We start from the raw sequence: 5,814 nt of genomic DNA, 5'->3' as shown, positions 1-5,814 counted from the left end.
CGGCTACAACGCCAACACCATCCTCGCCGACGGCTCGGTCTTCACGCTCGGCGGCTCGTGGAGCGGCGGGCGCGGCAACAAGCACGGGGAGCGCTGGACGGCCGCCGGCGGCTGGGCGCGCCTGACCGGCGTGCCGGTCGATGCGGCGCTCGGCAACGACCCCGATTTCGCGTTCCGCGCCGACAACCACATGTGGCTGTTCCCGGCGCCGAACGGCAAGGTGCTGCATGCCGGGCCGGCCGCGAACATGAACTGGATCGACACCCAGGGCAGCGGCAGCATCACGCCGGYCGGCACGCGCGGCGACGATGCGTACAGCCAGAGCGGCAACGCGGTGATGTACGACATCGGCAAGATCCTGAAGGTCGGCGGTGCGCCGGCCTACGAAGGGCAGAACGCCAACAACCGCGCCTACGTGATCGACGTGAACGCCGGCGTCTCGGTGCGCAAGGTCGCGCCGATGGCGTACTCGCGCATCTTCAGCAACGGCGTCGTGCTGCCGAACGGGCAGGTGCTGGTGATCGGCGGCCACAGCTTCGGCCGCCCGTGGTCCGATGACAACTCGGCCCTGGTGCCCGAGCTGTGGGATCCGGCCACCGAGACCTTCGTGCCGCTGCCGCCGATCGGCGTGCCGCGCAATTACCACAGCATCGCGCTGCTGCTGCCCGACGCCCGCGTGCTGACGGCCGGCAGCGGCCTGTGCGGCAGCTGCTCGACCAACCATGCGAACGCGCAGATCCTGACGCCGCACTACCTGCTGAACGACGACGGCACGGCCGCGACGCGCCCGGTGATCAGCACCGCGCCGGCCAGCGCGACGCAGGGCACGAACATCGCGGTGACGACGAATGCCGCGGTCGCGCAGTTCTCGCTGGTGCGCGTCGGCTCGACCACGCACACCGTCAACAACGACCAGCGCCGCATCCCGCTGCAGTTCACCACCACCGGCAGCAATGCGTATTCGCTGGCGCTGCCGTCGAACCCCGGCGTGCTGCTGCCCGGCTACTACATGCTGTTCGCGATGAACGCGGCCGGCACGCCGTCGGTGTCGAAGATGATCCGCATCGGCGGCGATGCCGCGCCGAAGCTCGTGAACCCCGGCACGCAGAGCAGCATCAGCGGCAGCGCGGTGAACCTGGCGCTGGCCGCCACCACGCCGACCGGCACGCTGACCTGGTCGGCGACCGGCCTGCCGCCGGGCCTCGCGATCAATGCGAGCAGCGGCGCCATCACCGGCACGCCGACCACGGTGGGCCAGTACGTGGTCACGGTGAGCACGCGCAACGACGTGGCGGCCAGCAGCACGATGCTGGCGTGGAACGTCACGCCGGTGCTCGGCGCGACGGTGCAGTACGTGATGCTGGAGGCGGTGTCGGAGCAGGGCGGCAACGCCTGGACCTCGATGGCCGAGTTCAACCTGCTCGATCGCGCCGGCGCGGTGATCCCGCGCACCGGCTGGGCGGTGCAGGTCGACAGCCAGGAGGCGGCGAGCGGCCAGAATTCGGGCGCCGCCGCGATCGATGGCGATGCAGCAACCTTCTGGCACACCAAGTACACCGGCGGCAACGCGCCGCTGCCGCACCGCTTCATCGTCAACCTCGGCACGGCGCGCGGCATCGGCGGCTTCAAGTACCTGCCGCGCCCGGCGGCGGGCGGGTTGAACGGCATCATCGCCGGCTGGAACTTCTACATCGGCAACGACGGCGTCAACTGGTCGCTGCTGAAGAGCGGCAACTTCAACGACTTCCCGGACCGCAGTTCGGAGAAGACGGTGACGGTCGACCGCGCACCGGCCATCGCGCCGATCGCCAACCGCAACAACCTGGTCGGCCAGGCGGTGTCGTTCGGCGTCAGCGCCGGCGATCCGGATGGCGATGCGTTGACCTACTCGGCCACCGGCCTGCCGAACGGACTGTCGATCAACGCGACCAGCGGGCTCATCAGCGGCACGGTGAGCACCGTCGGCAACTTCGCGGTGACGGTCGGCGTCAACGACGGGCACGGTGGCACCGCGAGTGCAGCCTTCAGCTGGAACGTCAGCGCGGCGGCCTTCGTGATCGACCCGGTCGCGGTGGCTCCGGTGGTCTCTGGCAGCAGTGTGACCTTCAACGTCGCGTCGAACGGCGGCACCGGCACGCGCTACCGCTGGACCTTCGGCGACGGCACGGCGCAGACGGCGTATTCCACCGCCACGTCGATCGCCCACACCTACGCGGCGCCGGGCCTGTACAGCGTGACGGTGGAGGCGATCGACGCGAACAACGTCGTCACCTCGCGCACCTTCAGGCAGGCCGTGTATGCGGCGGCCACCGCGGCGCGCCCGACCTCGTCGTCGGCGATCGCGCTGGAGCCYGCGACGACGCCGCGTGTGTGGCTGGTGAACCAGGACAACGACAGCGTCAGCGTCTTCAACGGCAGCACGAATGCGCGGGTCGCGGAGATCGCGGTCGGCACGCGGCCGCGCAGCGTGGCACGCGCGCCCGACGGCCGCATGTGGGTCGTCAACAAGGGCGATGCGACGATCAGCATCGTCAATGCCGGCACGCTGGCCGTCGCGCAGACGGTGGCGCTGCCGCGCGCCTCGCAACCGTTCGGCCTCGCCTTCGCGCCGGACGGCAGCGCGGCCTACGTCGCGCTCGAGGGCAGCGGCCAGTTGCTGAAGCTCAATGCCTCGACCGGTGCGACGCTCGGCAGCGTGGCGGTGGGCGCGAACCCGCGGCATGTGTCGGTGACGGCGGCGAGCGACCTCGTGCTGGTGTCGCGCTTCGTCTCGCCGGCGTTGCCGGGCGAGGGCACGGCCAGCGTGCAGACGGCCGTCGGCGGCGTGAAGAAGGGCGGCGAGGTGGTCGTCGTGACGGCCGCGCTGGCGGTGGAGCGCACCGTGGTGCTGCAGCACAGCGACAAGCCCGACAGCCTGCTGCAGGGCCGCGGCATCCCGAACTACCTGGCGCCGGCGGTGATCTCGCCGGACGGCCAGAGCGCCTGGGTGCCGTCCAAGCAGGACAACCTGTTGCGCGGCACGCTGCGCGACGGCAGCAACCTGGACTTCCAGAACACGGTGCGCGCGATCAGCTCGCGCATCGACCTGGTGGGCTGGGCCGAGGACTACGCGGCGCGCATCGACCACGACAACTCCGGCGTCAGCAGCGGCGCGGTGTTCCACCCGACCGGGGCGTTCCTGTTCGTCGCGCTCGAGACGAGCCGCGAGGTGGCGGTGGTGGACCCGGTCGCGAAGGCCGAGATCTACCGCTTCCCGGTGGGGCGTGCGCCGCAGGCGGTGGCGGTGTCGGCCGACGGGCTGAAGCTGTACGTCAACAACTTCATGGACCGCACGCTCGGCGTGTACGACCTGACGCGGCTCGTGAACTTCGGCGAGCTGAACCTGCCGCTGCTCGCGAACGCCGGTGCGGTCGGCACCGAGAAGCTCGCGGCCAATGTGCTGACCGGCAAGAGGCTGTTCTACGACGCGGCCGACACGCGGCTGGCGCGCGATGCCTACATGAGCTGTGCGTCGTGCCACAACGACGGCGGGCAGGACGGCCGCACCTGGGACTTCACCGGGCTCGGCGAGGGCTTGCGCAACAYGATCTCGCTGCGCGGGCATGCCGGTGCGCAGGGCAACCAGCACTGGACCGGCAACTTCGACGAGATCCAGGACTTCGAGGGCCAGATCCGCAACTTCGCGCTCGGCACCGGGCTGATGAGCGATGCGCAGTTCAACACCGGTACGCGCTCGCAGCCGCTGGGCGATCGCAAGACGGGCATCAGCGCCGATCTGGATGCGCTGGCGGCATACGTCGCGTCGCTGAAGGCGAGCGATGCGAGCCCGTACCGCAACGCGAACGGCACGCTGACCGCCGATGCGCTGGCCGGGCAGGTGCTGTTCCGCGGCGCGGGCGGCTGCCTCGCCTGCCACGGCGGCACCGACGTGACGGACAGTGCCGGCGGCGTGCTGCGCAACGTCGGCACGATCAAGGCATCGTCGGGCAAGCGGCTCGGCCAGACGCTGACCGGGCTGGACACGCCGACGCTGAAGGGCGCGTGGGCGACAGGGCCGTACCTGCACGATGGCTCGGCGGCCACGCTGCTGGACGTGCTGACGACCGCCAACGCGGCCAACCAGCACGGCGCGGCCGGCAGCCTGACGGCGGCGCAGCGCACGCAGCTGGTGGCCTACCTGCAGCAGCTGGACGACAGCAGCGATGCGATCAGCGCGGCGACGATCGGTGGCCTGTCGGTGCTGGACACGGCGAACGCGGCGGACTGGTCGGTGCAGGCCAACCTGCAGGCGGCCGGGCTGCAGTTCGGCGATCGCACCTTCACGATCACCGGGTTGCCGGCGGTGCTGTCGGGTTCCCCCTGGTTGCGCACCGCGAACGATTCGAAGACCTTCACGGGCAACCCGACGGCGAGCTTCACGCTGAACCAGCCGGCGGATGTGTATGTGACGGTCGACGACCGCTTCACCGGCGCGTTCTCGTGGATGGCGGGCTGGTCGAACACCGGGCTGAAGATGACGACCGACGAGGCGGGCACGGCACGCAGTTTCAGCGTGTGGACGAAGAGCTTCCCGGCCGGGACGGTGAACCTGGGGCCGGTGGGGTCCGGAGGGAACAGCATGTACAGCGTGGTGGTGCGGTAGGGGACGGTGGCGAACGCACACGAACCGTTCGGACTGAGCCTGTCGAAGTCCTGGTGGCTGGGCGGCGGCTTGGCCCTGTGTGCGGTCGTCGCGTTCGCCGATCCCGTCACCCACCTCGGCCGCCAGCTGTATCGCGGCGAGGTCGCGCTCTCCGGCACGATCAGCGGCCATGCCCAGCCACTGCCGCCGATCGCGACGCGCTGCACCAACTGCCATTCGCGCGACAGTGCGGCGCAAGCCGCCTCAGGCGCCGCCTCGTTCGCGCCGCTGCTGACGCGCGAGCGGCTGCTGGGCCCGATCGCGCGGCGGGGCGGCCCACCGTCGCGCTACGACGAGGCGGCGTTCTGCCGATTGCTGCGCAGCGGCATCGACCCGGCCATCATGCTGATCCCGCGGCAGATGCCGCGCTATGCGATCGACGATGCGCAGTGCAAGGCGCTGTGGGCTTACCTGATCGATGGAGGAGAGACGCGATGACGACGCGGCGAGAGTGGCTTGTCGGTGCGGCTGCCTGCGCGCTGCTGTTGCACGAGGCGCGGGCCCACAGCGTCTTCGGCCCGGTGCAGCCGGCGCTGCCTGCGCCGGCGCTGTCTCTGCAGGACATGGCCGGCAGATCGGTGGCGCTGCCCTCGCTGCTCACCGGACAGGTCACGGCCGTGCAGCTGATGTTCACCGGCTGCAGCGCAACCTGCCCGATCCAGGGCGCGGTGTTCGCCGATGCGCAGGCGCGGCTCGCGAAGGAGAACGCCGGGCTGCGGCTGCTGTCGCTGTCGATCGACCCGCTCGGCGACGACCTGCCGGCGATGCGGGCCTGGCTCGCGAAGTTCGGTGCGCAATCGCCGCGCTGGGCGGCGGCGCTGCCGAAGCTGAAGGATGTCGACCTGCTGCTCGACTTCCTGCGCGGCCGCGCGCCCGGCACCGATCGCCACACCGCGCAGGCCTTCGTGTTCGACCGGCAGGCGCGGTTGGTCTATCGCACCGAGGACATGCCGCAGCCTGAGGAGTTGGTGAAGCTGATGCAGAGGGTGGCTGCCCGAGCGTGACCCGGCCATCCACCCTCACTTGTTCGCTTGTCAAATCCGAAGGAGCAGGGTGGTGGCAGAAGGCGCGTGTGGGGAGGCTGTGGAGCGCCAATAAGGAGGGGGCGCCGGAGCTGGCTGGTTTCATGGCCC

3 protein-coding genes and 1 pseudogene are annotated in these 5,814 nt (G+C 70.5%); all 4 read left to right on the top strand.

What is annotated here, in order from left to right:
• Positions 1-1,069: pseudogene (locus AC1D15_RS15550) on the top strand (galactose oxidase early set domain-containing protein); the annotation flags it as partial.
• Complete coding sequence (locus tag AC1D15_RS15545) at positions 1,055-4,642, top strand: putative Ig domain-containing protein (protein WP_477826676.1); 3,588 nt, start codon at positions 1,055-1,057, stop codon at positions 4,640-4,642. The pseudogene AC1D15_RS15550 and the gene AC1D15_RS15545, both read left to right, overlap by 15 nt.
• A 6-nt stretch (positions 4,643-4,648) precedes the next feature.
• Positions 4,649-5,119, top strand: a complete 471-nt coding sequence (locus AC1D15_RS15540; RefSeq protein ID WP_465113358.1) for a hypothetical protein — start codon at positions 4,649-4,651, stop codon at positions 5,117-5,119.
• Positions 5,116-5,685 (top strand): SCO family protein, encoded by a 570-nt coding sequence (locus tag AC1D15_RS15535; protein ID WP_477826675.1) that lies wholly within the window; start codon positions 5,116-5,118, stop codon positions 5,683-5,685. The genes AC1D15_RS15540 and AC1D15_RS15535 overlap by 4 nt, the downstream gene beginning before the upstream one ends.
• Positions 5,686-5,814 lie beyond the last annotated feature (129 nt).

It is taken from the genome of Rhizobacter sp. P2_H2, assembly GCF_056403375.1.
This window is presented reverse-complemented; position numbering and strand designations above follow the sequence as displayed.

What these genes read in the sequence shown, in the direction of transcription:
- AC1D15_RS15535 (WP_477826675.1), top strand. Translation starts at nt 5,116, where the DNA reads ATGACGACGCGGCGAGAGTGGCTTGTCGGTGCGGCTGCCTGCGCGCTG.